At 63.5% G+C, this 17,547-nt stretch carries 17 protein-coding genes; 11 read left to right on the top strand and 6 right to left on the bottom strand.

Annotated elements, in window-relative coordinates; all coding sequences use genetic code 11:
* Position 1: 1 nt before the first annotated feature.
* Both ACL9RJ_RS00300 and ACL9RJ_RS00295 read right to left on the bottom strand, forming a co-directional pair.
* Positions 2-412: a hypothetical protein gene (locus ACL9RJ_RS00300; RefSeq protein ID WP_422764718.1), complete on the bottom strand. Its 411-nt coding sequence runs from the start codon at positions 410-412 to the stop codon at positions 2-4.
* Between the two features lie 31 nt (positions 413-443).
* Positions 444-848: a hypothetical protein gene (locus ACL9RJ_RS00295; RefSeq protein WP_017126066.1), complete on the bottom strand. Its 405-nt coding sequence runs from the start codon at positions 846-848 to the stop codon at positions 444-446.
* A 220-nt stretch (positions 849-1,068) separates the two neighbouring features.
* Between ACL9RJ_RS00295 and ACL9RJ_RS00290 the strand changes: the two genes are divergently transcribed.
* The 3 genes from ACL9RJ_RS00290 to ACL9RJ_RS00280 are packed head-to-tail and all read left to right on the top strand — an operon-like array spanning position 1,069 to position 6,848.
* On the top strand, positions 1,069-4,287 hold the full coding sequence (locus ACL9RJ_RS00290) for an efflux RND transporter permease subunit (RefSeq protein ID WP_177083097.1): 3,219 nt from the start codon (positions 1,069-1,071) through the stop codon (positions 4,285-4,287).
* Positions 4,280-5,443, top strand: a complete 1,164-nt coding sequence (locus ACL9RJ_RS00285; protein WP_177083099.1) for an efflux RND transporter periplasmic adaptor subunit — start codon at positions 4,280-4,282, stop codon at positions 5,441-5,443. The genes ACL9RJ_RS00290 and ACL9RJ_RS00285 overlap by 8 nt, the downstream gene beginning before the upstream one ends.
* Complete coding sequence (locus ACL9RJ_RS00280; RefSeq protein ID WP_103032472.1) at positions 5,427-6,848, top strand: efflux transporter outer membrane subunit; 1,422 nt, start codon at positions 5,427-5,429, stop codon at positions 6,846-6,848. The genes ACL9RJ_RS00285 and ACL9RJ_RS00280 overlap by 17 nt, the downstream gene beginning before the upstream one ends.
* 90 nt (positions 6,849-6,938) lie before the next feature.
* Here ACL9RJ_RS00280 and ACL9RJ_RS00275 read toward each other — a convergent pair whose 3' ends face one another.
* On the bottom strand, positions 6,939-7,373 hold the full coding sequence (locus tag ACL9RJ_RS00275) for a rhodanese-like domain-containing protein (RefSeq protein WP_017126068.1): 435 nt from the start codon (positions 7,371-7,373) through the stop codon (positions 6,939-6,941).
* A 100-nt stretch (positions 7,374-7,473) separates the two neighbouring features.
* On the opposite strand from ACL9RJ_RS00275, the gene ftrA reads away from it, so the two are divergent.
* Together ftrA and ACL9RJ_RS00265 are read left to right on the top strand one after the other, a co-directional pair.
* Positions 7,474-8,442 carry a transcriptional regulator FtrA gene (gene ftrA / locus ACL9RJ_RS00270; protein WP_177083101.1) on the top strand — a complete coding sequence of 323 codons (969 nt, stop codon included), beginning with the start codon at positions 7,474-7,476 and terminating at the stop codon, positions 8,440-8,442.
* A 22-nt stretch (positions 8,443-8,464) separates the two neighbouring features.
* On the top strand, positions 8,465-9,106 hold the full coding sequence (locus tag ACL9RJ_RS00265) for a LysE family transporter (protein WP_177083103.1): 642 nt from the start codon (positions 8,465-8,467) through the stop codon (positions 9,104-9,106).
* A gap of 1 nt (position 9,107) precedes the next feature.
* Here the strand turns inward: ACL9RJ_RS00265 and ACL9RJ_RS00260 are convergent, their stop codons facing one another.
* Together ACL9RJ_RS00260 and ACL9RJ_RS00255 are read right to left on the bottom strand one after the other, a co-directional pair.
* Positions 9,108-9,707, bottom strand: coding sequence for a flavin reductase family protein (locus ACL9RJ_RS00260; protein WP_177083105.1), 600 nt, complete (start codon positions 9,705-9,707; stop codon positions 9,108-9,110).
* A 140-nt stretch (positions 9,708-9,847) separates the two neighbouring features.
* Positions 9,848-10,366 carry an RICIN domain-containing protein gene (locus ACL9RJ_RS00255; RefSeq protein WP_177083107.1) on the bottom strand — a complete coding sequence of 173 codons (519 nt, stop codon included), beginning with the start codon at positions 10,364-10,366 and terminating at the stop codon, positions 9,848-9,850.
* Positions 10,367-10,599: 233 nt separating this feature from the next.
* On the opposite strand from ACL9RJ_RS00255, the gene ACL9RJ_RS00250 reads away from it, so the two are divergent.
* The 3 genes from ACL9RJ_RS00250 to ACL9RJ_RS00240 all read left to right on the top strand — a co-directional run bounded on the left by ACL9RJ_RS00250 (position 10,600) and on the right by ACL9RJ_RS00240 (position 13,560).
* Positions 10,600-11,301: a 2OG-Fe(II) oxygenase gene (locus tag ACL9RJ_RS00250; RefSeq protein WP_422764717.1), complete on the top strand. Its 702-nt coding sequence runs from the start codon at positions 10,600-10,602 to the stop codon at positions 11,299-11,301.
* Positions 11,302-11,406: 105 nt separating this feature from the next.
* Positions 11,407-12,471 (top strand): bifunctional DNA-binding transcriptional regulator/O6-methylguanine-DNA methyltransferase Ada, encoded by a 1,065-nt coding sequence (ada, locus tag ACL9RJ_RS00245; protein WP_422764716.1) that lies wholly within the window; start codon positions 11,407-11,409, stop codon positions 12,469-12,471.
* 159 nt (positions 12,472-12,630) lie between these two features.
* Positions 12,631-13,560 (top strand): AEC family transporter, encoded by a 930-nt coding sequence (locus ACL9RJ_RS00240; RefSeq protein ID WP_177118061.1) that lies wholly within the window; start codon positions 12,631-12,633, stop codon positions 13,558-13,560.
* Between the two features lie 40 nt (positions 13,561-13,600).
* On the opposite strand, the gene ACL9RJ_RS00235 is transcribed toward ACL9RJ_RS00240, so the two are convergent.
* The gene (locus tag ACL9RJ_RS00235; RefSeq protein ID WP_177106319.1) at positions 13,601-14,542 is read right to left on the bottom strand and encodes a LysR substrate-binding domain-containing protein; all 942 of its coding nucleotides are present in this window, start codon (positions 14,540-14,542) and stop codon (positions 13,601-13,603) included.
* A 97-nt stretch (positions 14,543-14,639) separates the two neighbouring features.
* Between ACL9RJ_RS00235 and ACL9RJ_RS00230 the strand changes: the two genes are divergently transcribed.
* The 3 genes from ACL9RJ_RS00230 (at position 14,640) to ACL9RJ_RS00220 (ending at position 17,526) form a co-directional block, all read left to right on the top strand.
* Positions 14,640-15,041 (top strand): hypothetical protein, encoded by a 402-nt coding sequence (locus tag ACL9RJ_RS00230; protein WP_017126076.1) that lies wholly within the window; start codon positions 14,640-14,642, stop codon positions 15,039-15,041.
* A gap of 110 nt (positions 15,042-15,151) precedes the next feature.
* Positions 15,152-16,462 (top strand): MFS transporter, encoded by a 1,311-nt coding sequence (locus ACL9RJ_RS00225; protein ID WP_256347501.1) that lies wholly within the window; start codon positions 15,152-15,154, stop codon positions 16,460-16,462.
* A 35-nt stretch (positions 16,463-16,497) separates the two neighbouring features.
* A complete protein-coding gene (locus tag ACL9RJ_RS00220) occupies positions 16,498-17,526 on the top strand; it encodes a polysaccharide deacetylase family protein (protein ID WP_422764715.1) in 1,029 nt (342 codons plus the stop codon).
* The last annotated feature ends 21 nt before the right edge of the window (positions 17,527-17,547 follow it).

The following is a 17,547-nucleotide window of genomic DNA, read 5'->3' as shown; positions in this document are numbered from 1 at the left end:
CTCAGCCCGGCATGCACTGGAAGTCGCCGGTGTCCGCCACTTCCTTGCCATGGGAATCCATCAGCCGTGCGCTGACTTCCTGGCCCAGGCTTGATTCCACCAGTCTGTAGTGCTCACCGGCCTTGAACTGGTCATAGGACACCTGCCCCGAGCAGTCTTCCTGGTTGGCGTCGCCCGTGGGGATTTCCACCAGCATCACATCGAGCTTGTGCGCCCCCGGGCTCACCTCGAAAAAGCGCCCGTCATCGATCGACTTGCCATCGACCTTTTCCGCCAGCAGATCATTCGGTGTCTCCTGTTGCAGCCCGATCCAGGCCTGGCTCGGATCGGCCTTGGGCATGGGGCCGGCACAGGCCGACAGGAGAAAAGCCAGACCCAGGGTTGGCAGCAACATCAGGGGTTTGAGTGTCATGACGCATTACCTCGAATGGGAAATTCGTTGCTCAGATACAGGAGAAGAGATGGGACTCGGCCACTTGCTTGCCGTGGTCATTCATCAGTACCGCGCCGACATCGGTGCCCGAGCCCGACTCCACCAGGTGGTACTGCCGACCCGCCTTGAACTGGTCGTACACCACATGCCCGGAACACTCGGGCTGGTCGTCGTCACCATTGGCGCCCTGGATCAGGGTCACTTCCAGGTTGTGCTTGCCCGGTGTCACTTCGAAGTAGCGGCCATCATCCACACGCTTGCCATCCACACGCTCGGCCAGCAAGTCGTCGCTGGACTCGCCCTGCAGGCCGATCCAAGCCTGGCTCGGGTCGGCCTTGGGAACGGGACCGGCACAGGCGGACAGCAGGCAAACCAGGCCGAGGGTCGGGATCAGCATCAGCGGCTTAAGTGTCATCGTATGAATTCCTCTCACATTGATCTGTTGTTTTCATGGACGGACCGGCCGTCGAATCGAGGTCAAGAGTGGCGAGGCAGAGCGTTTTGAACAAATGAATAGAGATGAAGGGAATTTCAGTCCTTATCTAAAAGATCCTTCATGTTGGTGAAAGCCAAACGTTAAGTTCCAGCGGCAAGACTGCCGGGGTCTGCAATTCCACTCTCCGGAGGTTCAACGCATGCTCGGGCTGGTAAAGACCGCATTGCTCAAGCCGTACACATTTATCGTGTTGGCGATTTTCATCTGCATCATCGGGCCACTGGCGGCCCTGCGTACCCCCACCGACGTGTTTCCCGACATCGGCATCCCGGTGGTCGCGGTGGTCTGGCAGTACAACGGCCTGTCCCCCGAGGACATGGCCGGCCGGGTGATCTACACCTACGAACGCTCCCTGAGCACCACGGTCAACGACATCGAACATATCGAATCGCAATCGCTGCCCGGCATGGGCATCGTCAAGATCTTCTTTCAACCGGGAGTGGACATCCGCACCGCCAACGCCCAGGTGACGGCGGTCTCGCAGACCGTGCTGAAACAGATGCCACCGGGTATCACCCCGCCGCTGATCCTCAACTACAGCGCCTCGACGGTGCCGATCCTGCAGATGGCGTTTTCCAGCCCGACCCTGTCGGAAGCGAAGATCCGCGACCTGGTACAGAACAACATCCGCCTGCCGCTGACCGCCGTTCCCGGCCTGGCGATCCCCACGCCGATGGGCGGCAAGCAACGCCAGATCACCCTTGACCTCGATCCCCAGGCGCTGGCCGCCAAGGGTCTGTCGGCCCAGGACGTGGGCAATGCCCTGGCCGCGCAGAACCAGATCATTCCGGTGGGCACCGCCAAACTCGGCCCCTACGAATACACGGTGCTGCTGAACAACAGCCCGAAAGTCATCGAAGAACTCAACGACCTGCCGATCAAGACCGTCGACGGCGCCCTGATCACCATCGGCCAGGTGGCCCACGTGCGTGACGGCTCGCCGCCGCAAACCAATATCGTGCGGGTCGATGGTCGCCGCGCGGTACTGATGCCGGCGATGAAGAACGGCAATATCTCCACCCTGTCGATCGTCGACGGCATCCGCAACATGCTGCCGCTGATCAACGAAACCCTGCCGCCGGAACTCAAGACCTCGCTGCTGGGAGACGCCTCGGTGTTCGTCAAGCAGTCGGTGGGCAGCGTCGCTCGCGAAGGGATCATCGCCGCCCTGCTGACCAGTGCGATGATCCTGCTGTTCCTCGGCAGCTGGCGCTCGACCCTGATCATCGCCGCCTCGATTCCCCTCGCGGTGCTCTCGGCCATCGCCCTGCTCGCGGCCACCGGCCAGACCCTCAACGTCATGACCCTGGGCGGGCTGGCGCTGGCGGTGGGGATCCTGGTGGACGATGCCACGGTGACCATCGAGAACATCAACTGGCACCTGGAACAAGGCAAGGCGGTGAAGGACGCGATCCTCGACGGCGCCAGGCAGATCGTCGGCCCGGCCTTTGTCTCGCTATTGTGTATCTGCATCGTGTTCGTGCCGATGTTCATGCTCCAGGGCATTGCCGGCTTCCTGTTCCGGCCGATGGCCCTGGCGGTGATCTTTGCCATGGCCTCCTCTTTCATCCTCTCGCGGACCCTGGTCCCGACCCTGGCGATGTTCCTGCTCAAGCCCCATGTCGTCGAAGGCGGTGCCGGCCATCATCCCGAGGATGAATTCATCAACCATCACGAAGGCGAGCAGCACGCCCGCCCACGCAATGCGCTGCTGCAGGGCGTATTGAATTTCCAGCAGGGTTTCGAACGCGGCTTCTCCAGCGTGCGGGACGTCTATCATGGCCTGCTGACCCTCGCCCTGGGCTGCCGCAAACGTTTCCTGCTGGGTTTCCTGGCCTGCGTGCTGGCGTCCTTCGCCTTGTTGCCGAGCCTGGGCCAGGACTTCTTCCCGGCCACCGACGCCGGCGCCCTGGCCTTGCATGTGCGCCTGCCGCTGGGCACGCGGATCGAGGAAAGCGCGGCGGCCTTCGACCGCATCGAAGCACGCATCCGCGAGATCATTCCCGCCGAGGAACTGGACAATATCGTCGACAACATCGGTATCCCGCTGAGCGGCATCGACATGGCCTATAGCAGCAGCGGCACCATCGGCCCGCAGGACGGCGATATCCAGGTCACCCTCAAGGCGGACCACCAGCCGACCGCCGACTACGTGAAGAAACTGCGCAGCGCCCTGCCGGAAAGCTTCCCCGGCAGCCACTTCGCCTTCCTCCCGGCAGACATCAGCAGCCAGATCCTCAACTTCGGTGCCCCGGCGCCGCTGGATGTGAAGATCTCCGGACGCAGTGCCGAGGAGAACCGCGTGTTCGCCCTCGAACTGCAACGACGCCTGCAACATGTGCCGGGCATCGCCGACCTGCGAATCCAGCAGTCGGTGGGTTATCCATCGTTGCAGGTCAAGGTCGACCGGATGCGCGCCAAGGGCCTGGGCATCACCGAGCGTGACGTGACCAACAGCATGGTCGCCTCCCTGGCCGGCAGTTCCCAGGTAGCGCCGACCTTCTGGCTCAACCCGGCCAACGGCGTGTCCTACGGCGTGGTCGCGGCCACCCCGCAATACCGTCTCGACAGCCTGCCGTCGCTGGAAGCCTTGCCGGTCACCGGCAGTAACGGCCAGTCGCAGATCCTCGGCGGCCTGGCAACCATCAGCCGGGTGCAGAGCCCGGCGGTGGTCACCCACTACAACATCCAGCCGACCCTGGATATCTACGCCAGCGTCCAGGGCCGCGACCTCGGTTCGGTGGCCCATGACATCCAGAAGATCCTCGACGATGCCTCGTCGCTCCGGCCCAAGGGCGCGATTGTCAGCCTGCATGGCCAGATCGATGCCCTGCATGAAGCCTTCAGTGGCCTGAGCTTCGGCCTGCTCGGCGCCGTGGTGCTGATCTACCTGCTGATCGTGGTCAACTTCCAGTCCTGGGTCGACCCGTTCGTGATCATCACCGCCCTGCCCGCGGCCCTGGCCGGGATCGTCTGGATGCTGTTCCTCAGCGGCACCTCGCTGTCGGTCCCGGCATTGACCGGGGCCATCCTGTGCATGGGCGTGGCCACCGCCAACTCGATCCTGGTGGTGAGTTTCTGTCGCGAACGCCTGGCCGAGCACGGCGATGCCCTCAAGGCCGCGCTGGAAGCCGGCTATACCCGTTTCCGCCCGGTGTGCATGACCGCCCTGGCGATGATCATCGGCATGTTGCCGCTGGCCATTTCCGAAGAACAGAACGCCCCCCTCGGACGCGCCGTGATCGGCGGTCTGATCCTGGCGACCACTGCCACTCTATTGTTCGTCCCCGTGGTGTTCAGCCTGGTGCACGGACGTCACCCTACTCGCGCCGTTGCTGGAGAAAGTACCCATGACTGATCGCAAACCCTCAGGCAAACGCCTGCTCTACATGGGCGTTGGCGGCCTGACCCTGGCCGCCCTGCTGGTGGCCAACGGGATTGCCGCGCGAACCCGCCATGAACAGGCGGTGACCGCCTGGACCGAAACCGCCGCCGTGCCCCTGGTCAGTGTGTTCCAGCCCAGGCAGAACGCCGCCGGCGACACCCTGCGCCTGCCCGCCCACCTCGAGGCCTGGAGCAAGGCACCGATCCATGCACGGGTCAGCGGTTACCTGAAGGAGTGGAACAGCGATATCGGCAGCCAGGTCCAGGCCGGCCAGGTGCTGGCCCGGATCGACAGCCCGGACCTCGACCAGCAGGTCGCCCAGGCCCATGCCCATATGCTCCAGGAACAGGCCAATGCGCGCCTGGCGCAAACCACCGCGACCCGTTGGAAAAACCTGGTGAGCACCCACTCAGTCTCGCAACAGGAAGCCGATGAGAAGAGCTCCAACGCCGCGGCCGCCCAGGCCAATGCCGAAGCTGCCCAGGCCGACTACGCCCGACTGTCGGCGCTGGAGGCCTACAAGACCATCCGCGCGCCGTTTGCCGGCACCATTACCGCGCGCAACACCGATATCGGCCAGTTGATCAAGGCCGACAGTGACAGCGACCCGGAACTGTTCGATATCGCCGACACACACCAATTGCGTCTCTACGTGCCGATCCCGCAGAACTACGCCAGCGTGATCCGTCCCGGCCTGCAGGTGCGGTTGAGCGTGCCGGAGCATCCGGGCAAGACTTTTACCGCGCGCCTGGTGGGCAACTCGACCGCCGTCGATTCGCGCTCCGGCACCCTGCTGGCGCAGTTCGTCGCCGACAACCCGGACAACGCCCTGCTGCCCGGCGACTACGCCGAGGCAACCATCCCGATCCCCGCCGACACCCATGGGGTGAGCATCCCCGCCAGCGCCCTGATCTTTCGATCCGCCGGTACCCAGGTGGCGGTCATGGACACGCAGCAGCATGTGCACCTGCGTGATATCCATATCGGCCTCGACCTCGGTGAACGGCTAGTGATCGACCAGGGGCTGAAGCCGGCCGATACCGTGATCGACAACCCGCCGGATGCGTTGCGCGAAGGCGACCAGGTCAAGCTTGCCGACGCCGGAGGCCAGCATGTCCCCAAGGCTTAAGCGCAGCGCCTGGCTGCTGTTGATCGCCAGCTTGCAGGGCTGCTCGCTGGCGCCGACCTACAAGCCACCGCGGATCGACCTGCCGGAGCACTACCGCGAGCAGACCAGCGACGGCCCGTGGCACCTGGCCAGGCCCGGCAATCAGTTGTCCGGGCAATGGTGGCTGCTGTTCCAGGATGAGCACCTGAACGACCTGCAACAGAGGCTGCTCAAGGCCAACCCGGACCTCGCCGCCGCCCTCGCCCACTATGACGGCGCCCAGGCCTTCGCCAGCCAGTTGCATGCCGGGCTGTTCCCGCAGATCACCGCCAGCGCGCAACCCGAACGCCAGCGACAGTCGGACACGCGACCGCTGCGCGGCAGTACCCAGCCGTCGGTGTACAACAGCAACACGGCGGGTTTCGCCCTGAACTTCGACCTCGACCTGTGGGGCCGGATCCGCAACCAGGTCGCCGCCGGCGATGCCCAGGCCCAGGCTTCGGGCGACGACCTGGCGGTGGCCCGACTGAGCCTGCAACAGCAACTGGCGACCTTGTATATCCAGCTCAACGGCCTGGATGCGCAGAGCCGGATTCTCTCCAGTTCGCTGGACGACTACAGCCAGGCCCTGCAACTGACCCGTGACCGGTATGAAGGCAAGATCGCTTCCGAACTGGACCTGACCCGCGCCCAGAGCCAACTGGCCGAGGCCGAGGCCCAGCTGGATGAAGTGCGCGGTCAGCGCAACCTGGCCGAGCATGCGATTGCCGAATTGGTGGGTGAGTCGGCGAGCGATTTCCAACTGGCGCCGACCGTGCAGATCCTGGCGATTCCCAAAGTGCCGGCTGCCTTGCCCAGTAACCTGCTGCAACGCCGTGCGGATATCGCCGCCGCCGAGCGCCGGGTGTTTGCCGCCAACGCCGGGATCGGCGTGGCCAAGGCAGCCTGGTACCCGGACTTCAGCCTGACCGGCCTGCTCGGCGGACAGACCCAGGGGGTCGGCAACCTGCTCTCGGCCGGCAATCGCTATTGGGCGCTGGGGCCGCTGGTCAACCTGCCGATCTTTGACGGCGGTCGGCTCGATGCCCAGGAACAGCAGGCCAGGGCCGAGTTCGAGGAAGCTTCGGCGCAGTACCGCAGCCATGTGCTGCGGGCCGTACGGGAAGTCGAGGACAACCTGGCGCAACTGCGCGACCTGCAACAGGAGGCGCAGGATGAACAGGCCGCCGTGAACGCCGCGCAGCATACCCAGACCCTGGCGATGAACAGCTACCAGGCCGGAGCCGTGAACTACCTCGACGTGGTCACCGCGCAGACCGCCGCCTTGCAGGCGCAGCGGCAGTTGCAGGCCCTGCAGACCCGGCAGTTGCAGGCCAGCGTGGGGTTGATGGCGGCGCTGGGAGGTGGCTGGCAACCGGACGCCTGAGTTGAGCGTTCCCACGTTCGCGGCGTGGGAACGCCCATCACCCATGCCGGGTACACGGCAGAGCACCTGGGGACCTGCCTGCGGACGACCTCAACAGGCGCAGGCAATCCCGTCCCGGGGTTGCGCCGGCGCTTCTCCCGCCAGGGCAAAGCCCTCGTCCAGCCAACCGGTCAGCCCGCCGATCATCTCTTTCACGGAATACTCCAGCGCGGCCAGCTTCAGCGCCGCACGCTGGGCGCCGTTGCAATGAGGCCCCGCGCAATACACCACGAACAAGGTGCCTTTCGGGTAGTGCGCGAGGAACCCGGCGGTCATCAGCCGGTGCGGGATATTGATCGCCCCCGGCACATGCCCACGGGCGAAGGCGGCTTCGCCGCGCACATCCACCAGGACAAAATCGACCTCGCCGCCTTGCTGGCTGGCCTGTACGTCAGAGCAATCGGTTTCGAACGTCAGGCGACTGCTGAAATGCATCAGGGCAATCGCCGAAGGCGCCGCGGGGATACTGCGAACCAGGCTGGTCATGGTGTGAACCTTTTCAATCGGTGGGTGTGGAAACACTTTATCCAGCCCGGTGTTATCGCTACAGTGGCGGACAAGACACTCACTGGTAAGTTTCCGCCAAATGCCTGTTTTCCCCGGTCTGGTTGCGATCCTGGCCTACGATGGCCTCTGCACCTTCGAATTCGGTATCGCCGTGGAGATTTTCGGCCTGCCGCGTCCGGAATTCGACTTCCCCTGGTATGAGCACCGGATCGTCGGTGTCGACCCCGGCCCGATGCGCGCCATGGGCGGCATCCAGGTGCTGGCCGATGGCGGCCTGGAAACGCTGGAAGATGCCCGCACGCTGATCGTGCCCGGCTGGCGCAGTCGCAGCGAGCCGCCGCCGGCCGCATTGCTCGAAGCCCTGCAACGGGCCCATGCTCGTGGCACGCGGATCGTCTCGATCTGTTCCGGGGTCTTCGTGCTGGCCGCCGCCGGGTTGTTGAATGGCCGCCAGGCGACCACCCACTGGCGATACACGCAGGAGCTCTCCGAGCGCTTCCCCGCCATCGAAGTGAATCCCGACGTGCTTTACGTCGATGCCGGGCAGGTCATCACCTCGGCCGGCAGCGCGGCCGGTATCGACGCCTGCCTGCACCTGGTGGCCCGGGATTTCGGCACCCAGGTGGCCAATACCGTGGCCCGGCGCCTGGTGATGTCGCCCCAGCGCAGCGGAGGCCAGGCGCAGTTCATTCCCGCGCCGGTCGGCCGGACCCCGCGCAATGATCTGTCGTTGATCATGCAGTGGGCCCGCGAACGTCTGCATGAACCACTGGAAGTGCGCCAGCTCGCCAGCCAGGCGGCCATGAGCGAACGCACCTTCCTGCGCCGCTTCAGCGAAGCCACTGGCATCACCCCAAAGACCTGGCTGCAGCAGGAACGGCTGGCCAGGGCCCGGGAATTGCTGGAAAGTGGCGACGAAAGCAGCGATCGTATCGCCGAGCGATGCGGTTATCGCTCCGTCGAGAGTTTCCGCGTGGCCTTTCGCAGCGTGGTGGGCCTGCCCCCATCGGTTTATCGCGAACGCTTCGGGCGGGCGCAAAAATCTTGAACAGCACCGAGATCCCTACCCCATGGATACCCAGCACCTGATGTATGCCGGCCCCCTGATTTCCCTCGCCCTGCTCTGGGCGGTCGCCGTGGTGACGCCCGGCCCGAACTTCTTCACCACCGCCCAGCTCGCCGCCGGCAATTCGCGCAAGCATGGCGTGGCCTGTGCCCTTGGCGTCGCCACCGGCACGGTGCTCTGGGGGCTGGCCGGTGGCCTGGGTATCAAGTCGTTGTTTACCGCGGCGCCGGCCCTGTACCTGATCCTGAAGATCGCCGGCGGCGCTTACCTGGTCTATCTCGGCGTGAAGCTGTTCCTGCGCCGGCAACCGACCGTGGCCGGGCAGCAACCGACCCTCGGCGAACCGCGCCGCAGCCTGGGTTACGCCTACATGCGCGGTCTGCTGGGCAACATGACCAACCCCAAGTCGGCGCTGTTCGTCGCGACGATCTTCGCCACCACCATGCCCAGCTCCCCCCCGGCGCCGTTGCTGGCGATGGCCGTCGCGACCATGGCGAGCCTGTCCTTCTGCTGGTATTGCAGCGTCGCCCTGGTGTTTGCCAGCACGCGTATGTCGGCGTTCTACAGTCGCTGCCGCAAGGGTCTGGACCGCTTCGCCGGCACCTGCTACCTGCTGTTCGGCGCCCACCTGATGGCCAATCGCTGAATCAGGATTGCAGCAACTCGCCGTCCACCGCGTCGCCGATCTTCAGGAAATGTCCGCCGGCGACATGGTGCAAGGTCCGCAAGGCGTCATGCCCTTCGAAATGCCAACGGCCCTCGCTGAACACCCGTGAGTCGGCCTGGGCCGCGATCACTTCGGCGAGGAACAGGTCGTACTGTTCATGGTTGCGTGGCTCCGGCAACAACCGGCACTCCAGCCAGGCCACGCAGCCCTCCAGCATCGGTGCAGCGATTTTCTCGCCGGTAAAGGTTTCCAGGCCGTAGGCATCGAACTTGTCGCGACTGTGACTCTGGGTCAGCTCAAGGCCGGAAGTGGTGCCCACGGTCTGAACGATATCGGCCTGGGCGACACAGGGCACGTTCACCACGAAGGTTCCCGAAGCTTCCAGCAGGCGTCGGGTCCAGGTCGATTTGTCGACCACCACCGCGATCTTCGGTGGCTCGAAATCCAGCGGCATGGCCCAGGCGGCCGCCATGATATTGCGCTGGCCGTCGTGGGCGGCGCTGACCAGTACGGTCGGGCCGTGATTGAGCAGGCGGTAGGCTTTGGACAACGGCACGGCAAGACGATGGGCGGCGGACATGGACGAGGATTCCTGGCAAGGGTACAGAGCGAGCATCCTAGGCGAGCGCGCCGGGGAAGCACAGCCCCCCTCGATCCAGACGCCCTGACATTCATCTTGCGCCGATATCCCTGCGTCACCACCACAGCGTCAACATGACGTTAAAGATCTCCGATTTTTACCAACCTGAACTTCTGGCTTGCCGTTCCAGCATAGGGCCAGCCGATAATGTCGGTATTATCGGCCGTATTCGACCCTTTCACCTCCATTACATGGCCATAGGATCTATTTTCGATATACATATAACCATTACCCGCATTCTTGAAAAACCAATAAAAGGCAGAAAAACTGATGGGGGATGCCTGATATTCAGCATATATATTATTTCCGCTGACCTGGCGGATCGCCAACTGAGGCATTTTTCCGTTGCGCATCAAATAGGCATCGTTGCTCAGGGGGCTGATACTCCAGGTGGACTCCGCAGCGCTGCTATCCTGATACAACCTGACATTACGAGAATCCGGGTCGTTTCCGCTCAAAGACATGCTAACTAGCTTGCTGCCACTTAAATGGGTGTAAATCTTGTAGACGCCCTGCTGGATTTTTACAGGCGACCCTGGGGCGCCCTGAATTGCCTGCTCAGGGTTTTCACGATCATCTGGGGTATGTTCATCTTGCATGACAGTGCTCCTTGTTATTGTGCCCGAGAGATAGTTACTGAATATCTTGGTCACGAGTTACAAGTCGATCTACTGTCAGAAATGACAGGTTTATAGACAGTTTCCGAATAGCACGTAGTATCTTTCCCTATAACTGGCCCACTCCTGCCAATTCGACCGCAAGAGTCGGAGTGTCCGTGCCCCGTCAGCTCGCCAGACTGCCGGTTCCGCAGACAGTTCGAGGCCACCTCATCATGCACAGCCGAATACGCGCCCTGGATTGGCAGGCGATCCGCGACGACCTGGACCAGCAAGGCAACGCGCTGCTGCCCAACCTGCTCAGTCCCGAAGAATGCCAGGAACTGGCGGCCCTTTACCCGCGCAAGGAGGTATTTCGTTCGCGGGTAGTCATGGCCCGCCACGGTTTCGGCCAGGGTGAATACCAGTATTTCGCCTACCCGTTGCCGGACCCCGTGCAGCAACTGCGCACGGCGCTTTATCCGCCGCTGGCGCTGATCGCCAATGACTGGAACCAGCGCATGCAGGTCGCCACTATCTTTCCCGTGACCCACCCGGCGCTGCTCCAGCATTGCCATGAAGCCGGCCAGCAACGTCCTACACCGCTACTGCTGCAATATGACGCCGGGGACTACAACTGCCTGCATCAGGACCTGTATGGCGAGCAGGTGTTTCCCTTGCAGGTGGCGATACTGCTGTCGCGCCCGGGAGATGACTTCAGTGGCGGCGAGTTCGTCCTGACCGAACAACGTCCGCGCATGCAGAGCCGCCCACAGGTGGCACCGCTGAAACAGGGCGACGCACTGATCTTTGCCGTGTCGCAACGACCGGTGCAGGGCAGTCGCGGTTCCTATCGGGTCAACATGCGCCATGGTGTCAGCCGCGTGCACACGGGGCGACGGCATACCCTGGGCATCATCTTTCATGACGCCACCTGACATCCCGCTCACAAACAGTAGAATTCAACCGCAAGACTCGGAGTTTTCCGGTCTCGTAGCGCCCTTAAGCTGAGCGAGAACTGAATCTTCCGATAGGAGAGCACCATGAATACTTCGATCCAGGCAACCCCGGTGGAACGCGATCCACGCTGGCAGGCCGTGCTGACGCGCGACGCCAGTGCCGATGGCGACTTTGTCTATGGCGTGCGCACCACGGGCGTGTATTGCCGGCCCAGCAGTGGCGCCCGCCGGCCCCGGCCGGAGAATGTCGAATTCTTCGACACGGCCGAGCAGGCCGAGGCCGCCGGCTACCGGCCCAGCCGCCGCGCCGCCGCCGACCAGACCTCGGCCAATGAGCAGCACGTGGCCCTGGTGACCCGCGCCTGCCAGTTGATCGAGGCGTCGGACAGCACGCCTTCGCTCAATCCCCTGGCGGAACAACTGGGCCTGAGTCCGTTTCACTTCCACCGGGTGTTCAAGGCGGTCACCGGCCTGACGCCCAATGCCTACGCGGCGGCCCACCGGGCCGGCAAGCTGCGGGCGCAACTGGCCCGCGGCGGTTCGGTCACCGAGGCCCTGTACGAGGCCGGCTTCAATGCCAGCAGCCGTTTCTACGAAGCTTCCAACGGCGTGCTCGGCATGAAACCCTCCGACTACCGCGCCGGCGGCGCCAATACCGCCATCCGCTTTGCCATCGGCCAGTGCTCCCTCGGCGCGATCCTGGTGGCACAGAGCGAACGCGGCGTTTGCGCGATCCTCCTCGGCGATGATCCGGATGCTCTGGCCAGGGATCTGCAGGACAAGTTCCCCCAGGCCCATTTCATCGGCGGCGACAGCGAGTTCGAGCAACTGGTGGCCAAGGTGGTGGGCTTTATCGAGGCGCCAGCCATCGGCCTCGACCTGCCACTGGACCTGCGCGGCACAGCCTTCCAGGAACGGGTCTGGCAGGCATTGCGCAGCATTCCGGTGGGCAGTACCGCGAGTTATGCCGAGATCGCCCGGATGATCGGCGCGCCGACCTCCTTTCGCGCCGTGGCCCAGGCCTGCGGCGCCAACAACCTGGCGGTGGCGATCCCCTGCCATCGGGTGGTGCGCAGCGATGGCGAGTTGTCCGGTTATCGCTGGGGGGTGGAACGCAAGCGGCAGTTGCTGGACCGCGAAGCCCGTTGACACGACAAGGTCGCGCCGCCGACCCGGCGCGACCGGCCCGGGAACCGCGATTGCGCCGGGTCGCTTTCTCATGAAACATCGCGGATAAAGATTGCAAGCTAACGATTTCCCCCTTTACCCTTCCCCACCCACCCGCGCATGTCCAAGGCTCCCGCTTCAATGTCTTCCGTATTAAGCGTTCTGCTGCCCATCTTTGCCCTGATCCTGGTCGGTTTCATCTGCCGTCGCACCAATCGCCTGGGGCCCAACGCAGCCTCCGAGATCAATCGCATGGTGGTCTGGCTGTGCCTACCGGCTTTGCTGTTCAAGGCCACGGCAACGGCCACCTGGGAGCAGATCTGGCACCCGGGTTTTGTCCTCGCATTCACTCTCAGTACGCTGGCGATGTTTGTCCTGACCCTGTTGCTGCGCTGGCGCAAGGCCGGGCATTTCGCCGATGCGAGCATCGACGCCCTCAGTGCGTCCTATGCCAATACCGGCTATATCGGCATTCCGCTGTGCGTGATGGTGCTGGGTCAGAATGGCCTGGAACCGGCATTGATCGCCTCCCTGCTGGTGGTCTGCGTGCTGTTCGGACTGGCCCTGGTGTGTATCGAGATCGGCCTGCAGACCGAGCGCCAGGTGCATCGGATCATCTTCAAGGTACTGCTGGCCCTGGCGAAAAACCCGCTGGTGGTGTCGCCGCTGCTCGGCGCGCTGTGGGCCTGGGGCGGTGCGCCGTTGCCGGCACCGTTCGAGAAGTTCCTCGGCCTGCTGGGCGCCGCGACCATTCCGTGCGCGCTGATTTCCCTCGGGCTGTTCCTCGCCCACAAGCAACAGGGCCCGCGTCAGGGCGTGACACTGCTGGTGCTGATCAAGCTGATCGCCCACCCGCTGCTGACCTGGTTCCTTGCCTTCAAGGTTTTCCACCTGCCACCGCTGTGGGCCAATTCGGCCCTGCTGCTGAGCGCCCTGCCCACCGGCACCGGGCCGTTCATGCTGGCCGAGTACTACAAGCGCGAAGCCTCGGTGGTGTCGAGCGCGATCCTGATTTCCACCCTGGGATCGCTGGTGACCCTGTCGATCTGCCTCTACCTGATCGGCAACTGACGACCGCGTCCCGGCCACTGTCGAGACTGAACAAGGCGCATCAGGCTTGCGACATCGCTTGCGCCTCATCGGACAAGCGGATGCCTGGCAATCGCTGGAGTCGCCCCATCAGCACGTGATTGAACGCCAGAGTGGCGGCGGAGAAAGAGCGACCGCGGCGCCAGCGCAATGCCGCGATACGACTCAGGTCGCCGTGGTCGATTTGCCGCACCTCAAATCGCTCGACGTCATCGATGGCCAGCGGACTGGCAATGATCGCCCAATCGCCTCGGTCAACCAGTCGCACCAGTGAATCGACGTTGGCCGCTTCTACACGTACATCCAACGGCAGTCCGGCTCGCGAGAACGCCGAGTCGATTTGCCGTCGCATGGCAAAGTTGCGATTGAGCAAGGCCAACCGCATGCCTGCCAACTCTTGCATCGAAACGCGCGCACCGCCACTGTCGTCATCCGCGCGCAGGCGGATCAGCGCCAGGACCTCTTCGAACAGCGTGCACTGGTTGATGTCGGGACTGGACAGGTTGGAAAACGCCAGACCAATGTCGATCTCGTTTTCAATCAGCGCCCTGTCGATCTGCGCAGCGGGCATTTCTTCAATCGAGACCTTCAGTTCCGGGTGAGCGGCCAGCAGTTCGGCGACCGCCGGAATCACCAGCGCCCGTGAGTAGGTGTCGATGGCCCCGATCCGCAACCGTCCCTTCACTTCCCTCGATAACCCGTGCACCGAAGCCAGGGCCGTGTCCAGATCCTCGAGCAACGGCTCCACCAGGCCAAACAGCTCGATACCCGCCGGCGTCAGGGCCACGCCGCGCCCGACCCGATCCAGCAGTTGCACTCCCATCAAGCCCCTCAATTCACGTAGATGCTGCGACAGCGCCGGCTGGGTCAGATGCAGCAGGTCGGCGGCCCGGGTCACGCTGCCCAGGCGGGCGGTGGCAATAAAACTGCGCAGCAGGCGAAGGTCGATAGCGGCGGTATTCATAAGGCAGCCTTATATTTCAGCAAGACAGACATAATTTTATTATGCGGCGCACGCTTGCTTAAATGAAGCCTCACCTGCCGTTCGAGAGAAAGTCGCCATGCCCCACATCGTCGTTGAAAGCACGGCCGGACTTTTAAGCCGCCTGGATTTCATGCAGATCATGCACACGATCCATATCGACCTCGCCGCGACCGGCCATGCGCAGTTGGGCGATTTCAAGAGTCGCGTTCATGCCTGCCACGCGGCACTGGCCGGCAACGATCCGCACGCGGAATTCGTGATTGCCAGGCTGATCACCACCAACCCCCGCCCCAGGGAAGTCCAGCGGCAAATGGCGCAGATCATCCACGACCGCCTGGTGGCGGCGATCAACGCATTCGATAGCCCTTTCTGGTGGCAATGCTGCGTATTCATCGAAAGTGCCGAGCGCTCTTCCTACCTGAAAACCGATTCGCGACAACAGAGCGGCCTGACATTCAACGCCGCGCCGATTTCCTGACCTGTCTCCCTGCCCTCTCTTGGAAAGTCGTCATGACATACAACTCGAATAATTCGTCATTCTCCAGCGATCCCTTGCTCCCACCCCAAGACGGCAGCCCGGATACCGTCTTGCCTCCCAGCGAGCCGTCCCGGCGACTGGACCCGGTCTACCTGCGTGTCACCTGGCGCTTGATGCCGGTGTTGCTGCTGGCCCAGGTCCTGGCGTTTCTCGATCGAGTCAACGTCGGCACGGCAAAATTGCAGATGGCGACCGACCTGCAACTGAGTGCCAGTGCCTATGGACTCGGCGCCGGGATTTTTTTCCTCGGTTATTTCCTCTTCGAAGTACCGAGCAACCTGCTGTTGCACCGCCTGGGCGCGCGGGGATGGATCGCCCGCATCATGCTGACCTGGGGACTGGTCTCGGCCGCTGCCATGTTTATCCAGACACCGACAGCCTTCTATCTCCAGCGTTTCTTTCTCGGTGTGGCCGAGGCCGGTTTCTTTCCTGGGGTGATCCTGTACCTGACCTATTGGTTTCCGGCACAGCGGCGTGGCCGCATGACCACCCTGTTCATGACAGCCAGCGCGCTGGCGGGAGTAATCAGTGGCCCCGTCTCGGGCTGGATCATGTCGGTGACGGACGGAACCCACGGCCTGGCAGGCTGGCGCTGGATGTTCCTCGTCGAGGGGCTGCCATCGGTACTGGTGGCGGGCCTGGTCTACTGGCTGCTGCCAAGCACGCCCAAGCAGGCCGCCTGGTTGTCGAGTGAGGAAAAAGCCCTGCTGCTGAACGACATGGCCACGCCCGACCGCCAACCACATGCCCATCGTTTCAAGGAACTGCTCAACCCCATCACCCTGATGTTTTCGCTGATCTATTTTCTGCTGCTGATGGGGTTGTACGGGATCAATTTCTGGCTGCCCACGATCATCAAGGGCGCTGGCGTCAATGACACGCTGACCATCGGCTGGCTATCGGCAATCCCGTACCTGTGCGCGGCGGTGGCGATGAACCTGGTGGCACGCAGTGCCGACAGGACCCGCCGCTGGGGCCTGCATGTGGGACTCGCGGCATTGGTCGCCAGCGCGGGCTTCCTCGTCACGGTCCTCAGCGACCAGCAGATGGTCCTGTCGCTGTTCGGCCTGACGCTGGCCAGCGCGGGCATCCTGTCCGCATTGCCGCTGTTCTGGAACCTGCCCACCCAACGCCTGAACGGTGTGGCGGCCGCAGCCGGCATCGCGTTCATCAACTCCGTCGGCAACCTTTCCGGGTTTGTCGGCCCCAGCGTCATGGGCTGGCTGATCGACCGGAGCCAACACACCGGCACCGCCATCGTGTTCCTGAGTGTCACGGCCCTGCTGGCGGGCCTGCTGACGCTGAGCCACGGCGCGAACAACAGGCCCGCACGCACCCCAGCATTCAAACCGATGTCGTGACAGTGCCTTGTCACGCCCAACCCCGAGGCAACCCCATGAAACCGAACGACTCGACCACCGACGCCCAGCACCTGCCCGAAAATCCCCAGCGGCGGACCTTCATCCAGCAGGCCGGGGCCGGGGCGGCCATTCTAGCGGCCGGCGCGTTGATACCTCCGGCAATGGCGGCGACGGGCAGCACCGCCGCCGGCAAGGCGCGAAGCGGCGAAGGCCGGTTCTGGCCCGCCGATGCCCGCCTGGTGGTGTCGGTGTCCATGCAGTTCGAAGCCGGTGGCCAACCGCCAAAAGGCACTGACAGCCCCTTCCCCCGTGTCGACTTTCCCGACAGCGTCCCCTCGGACGCGGCCACCAATACCTGGTTCGCCTACGGCTACCGGGAGGGTATCCCACGGATGCTGGACCTCTGGGATCGCCATGGGGTCAAGGTCACCTGCCACATGATCGGCGAGGCGGCCCGACATCATCCCGAACTGGCCCGGGAGATCGTCAGGCGCGGTCACGAAGCGGCGGGGCACGGGCCACGCTGGAGTTCGCAATACGCCATGAGCCGTGACGAAGAGCGGCTGTTCCTGCAACAGGCGCGGGACATGATCGAAGAGGTCACCGGCCAGAAACCCGTCGGCTACAACTGCAACTGGCTGCGACGCGGCCCGAACACCCTGGCGCTGCTCCAGGAACTCGGCTACCTCTACCATATCGACGATCTCAGTCGCGACGAACCCTTTATAGAGCCCGTGAACGACAAGGATTTCGTGGTGGTGCCCTATACCCTGCGCAACAACGACATCCTCCTGATCGAAGGTCGCAACTACTCGCCGAGCCAGTTCCTGGAACAGGTCAAGCTCGACTTCGACCAGCTTTACGAAGAAGGCAGCACGCGCCGTCGGATGATGTCCATCAGCGCCCACGATCGCATCAGCGGCTCACCCCAGATGGTCAGGGTCTGGGATGAGTTCCTGAAATACGCCAACAGTCATCATGGGGTGAAGTTCATGCGCAAGGATGAAATCGCCCGCTACACCCTGGGCAGCCCGCTTTCGTTCAGGGAAACCGAGACGATCTGAGGTTTGCGCGCGGCAACGGGC

This window comes from Pseudomonas sp. Mn2068, from assembly GCF_049319725.1.
GTDB classification, from domain to species: domain Bacteria; phylum Pseudomonadota; class Gammaproteobacteria; order Pseudomonadales; family Pseudomonadaceae; genus Aquipseudomonas; species Aquipseudomonas gingeri.
The sequence above is the reverse complement of the archived record's forward strand: the minus strand, read 5'-3'. Positions and strand labels throughout refer to the sequence as shown.

What these genes read in the sequence shown, in the direction of transcription:
- ACL9RJ_RS00300 (WP_422764718.1), bottom strand. Translation starts at nt 412, where the DNA reads ATGACACTCAAACCCCTGATGTTGCTGCCAACCCTGGGTCTGGCTTTT.
- ACL9RJ_RS00275 (WP_017126068.1), bottom strand. Translation starts at nt 7,373, where the DNA reads ATGACCAGCCTGGTTCGCAGTATCCCCGCGGCGCCTTCGGCGATTGCC.
- ACL9RJ_RS00265 (WP_177083103.1), top strand. Translation starts at nt 8,465, where the DNA reads ATGGATACCCAGCACCTGATGTATGCCGGCCCCCTGATTTCCCTCGCC.
- ftrA (WP_177083101.1), top strand. Translation starts at nt 7,474, where the DNA reads ATGCCTGTTTTCCCCGGTCTGGTTGCGATCCTGGCCTACGATGGCCTC.
- ACL9RJ_RS00255 (WP_177083107.1), bottom strand. Translation starts at nt 10,366, where the DNA reads ATGCAAGATGAACATACCCCAGATGATCGTGAAAACCCTGAGCAGGCA.
- ada (WP_422764716.1), top strand. Translation starts at nt 11,407, where the DNA reads ATGAATACTTCGATCCAGGCAACCCCGGTGGAACGCGATCCACGCTGG.
- ACL9RJ_RS00295 (WP_017126066.1), bottom strand. Translation starts at nt 848, where the DNA reads ATGACACTTAAGCCGCTGATGCTGATCCCGACCCTCGGCCTGGTTTGC.
- ACL9RJ_RS00260 (WP_177083105.1), bottom strand. Translation starts at nt 9,707, where the DNA reads ATGTCCGCCGCCCATCGTCTTGCCGTGCCGTTGTCCAAAGCCTACCGC.
- ACL9RJ_RS00285 (WP_177083099.1), top strand. Translation starts at nt 4,280, where the DNA reads ATGACTGATCGCAAACCCTCAGGCAAACGCCTGCTCTACATGGGCGTT.
- ACL9RJ_RS00240 (WP_177118061.1), top strand. Translation starts at nt 12,631, where the DNA reads ATGTCTTCCGTATTAAGCGTTCTGCTGCCCATCTTTGCCCTGATCCTG.
- ACL9RJ_RS00250 (WP_422764717.1), top strand. Translation starts at nt 10,600, where the DNA reads ATGCACAGCCGAATACGCGCCCTGGATTGGCAGGCGATCCGCGACGAC.
- ACL9RJ_RS00290 (WP_177083097.1), top strand. Translation starts at nt 1,069, where the DNA reads ATGCTCGGGCTGGTAAAGACCGCATTGCTCAAGCCGTACACATTTATC.
- ACL9RJ_RS00280 (WP_103032472.1), top strand. Translation starts at nt 5,427, where the DNA reads ATGTCCCCAAGGCTTAAGCGCAGCGCCTGGCTGCTGTTGATCGCCAGC.
- ACL9RJ_RS00235 (WP_177106319.1), bottom strand. Translation starts at nt 14,542, where the DNA reads ATGAATACCGCCGCTATCGACCTTCGCCTGCTGCGCAGTTTTATTGCC.
- ACL9RJ_RS00220 (WP_422764715.1), top strand. Translation starts at nt 16,498, where the DNA reads ATGAAACCGAACGACTCGACCACCGACGCCCAGCACCTGCCCGAAAAT.
- ACL9RJ_RS00230 (WP_017126076.1), top strand. Translation starts at nt 14,640, where the DNA reads ATGCCCCACATCGTCGTTGAAAGCACGGCCGGACTTTTAAGCCGCCTG.